At 66.9% G+C, this 708-nt stretch carries 1 protein-coding gene and 1 pseudogene; both read right to left on the reverse strand.

Annotation, left to right across the window (positions count from 1 at the left end):
• Nucleotides 1–431, reverse strand: a pseudogene (gene carB / locus ACP4J0_RS38615) (carbamoyl-phosphate synthase large subunit); the annotation flags it as partial.
• Nucleotides 424–708 (reverse strand): glutamine amidotransferase-related protein (locus ACP4J0_RS38620; protein WP_426604137.1); only part of this gene is annotated, 285 nt, incomplete at its 5' end. The pseudogene carB and the gene ACP4J0_RS38620, both read right to left, overlap by 8 nt.

Below are 708 nucleotides of genomic sequence, written 5' to 3' on the forward strand. Positions count from 1 at the left end.
CCGATCTTGCCGCGGACGGCCTCGACGACGTCCTTGAACAGGTCGCGGTCCTCGCCCTTGTTGATCGCCTCCACGTTGGCGCCGATCAGCTCGACGCCGTACTTCTCCAGGACACCGTTGCCGTGCAGCGAGATCGCCGTGTTCAGCGCCGTCTGGCCGCCCAGGGTCGGCAGCAGCGCGTCGGGCCGCTCCTTGGCGATGATCTTCTCGACGAACTCGGGAGTGATCGGCTCGACATAGGTGGCGTCGGCGATCTCCGGGTCGGTCATGATCGTCGCCGGGTTGGAATTCACCAGGACGACCCGCAGGCCCTCGGCCTTCAGGACCCGGCACGCCTGGGTACCGGAGTAGTCGAACTCGGCGGCCTGGCCGATGACGATCGGGCCGGAGCCGATGACCAGGACGGACTGGATATCGGTGCGCTTAGGCACGCTGGCCCTCCATCAGAGAAACAAAGCGGTCGAACAGGTAGGCGGCGTCGTGCGGGCCCGCAGCCGCTTCCGGGTGGTACTGGACACTGAAGGCCGGCCGGTCCAGGAGCTGGAGGCCCTCCACCACGTTGTCGTTCAGGCAGACGTGGGAGACCTCGGCACGGCCATAAGGGGTGTCGGAAACCTTGTCGAGCGGGGCGTCGACCGCGAACCCGTGGTTGTGCGCGGTCACCTCGACCTTGCCGGTCGTACGGTCCTGCACCGGCTGGTTGATGCC

The sequence above is a fragment of the Streptomyces sp. WG7 genome (assembly GCF_049975785.1).
Classification (GTDB): Bacteria; Actinomycetota; Actinomycetes; order Streptomycetales; family Streptomycetaceae; genus Streptomyces.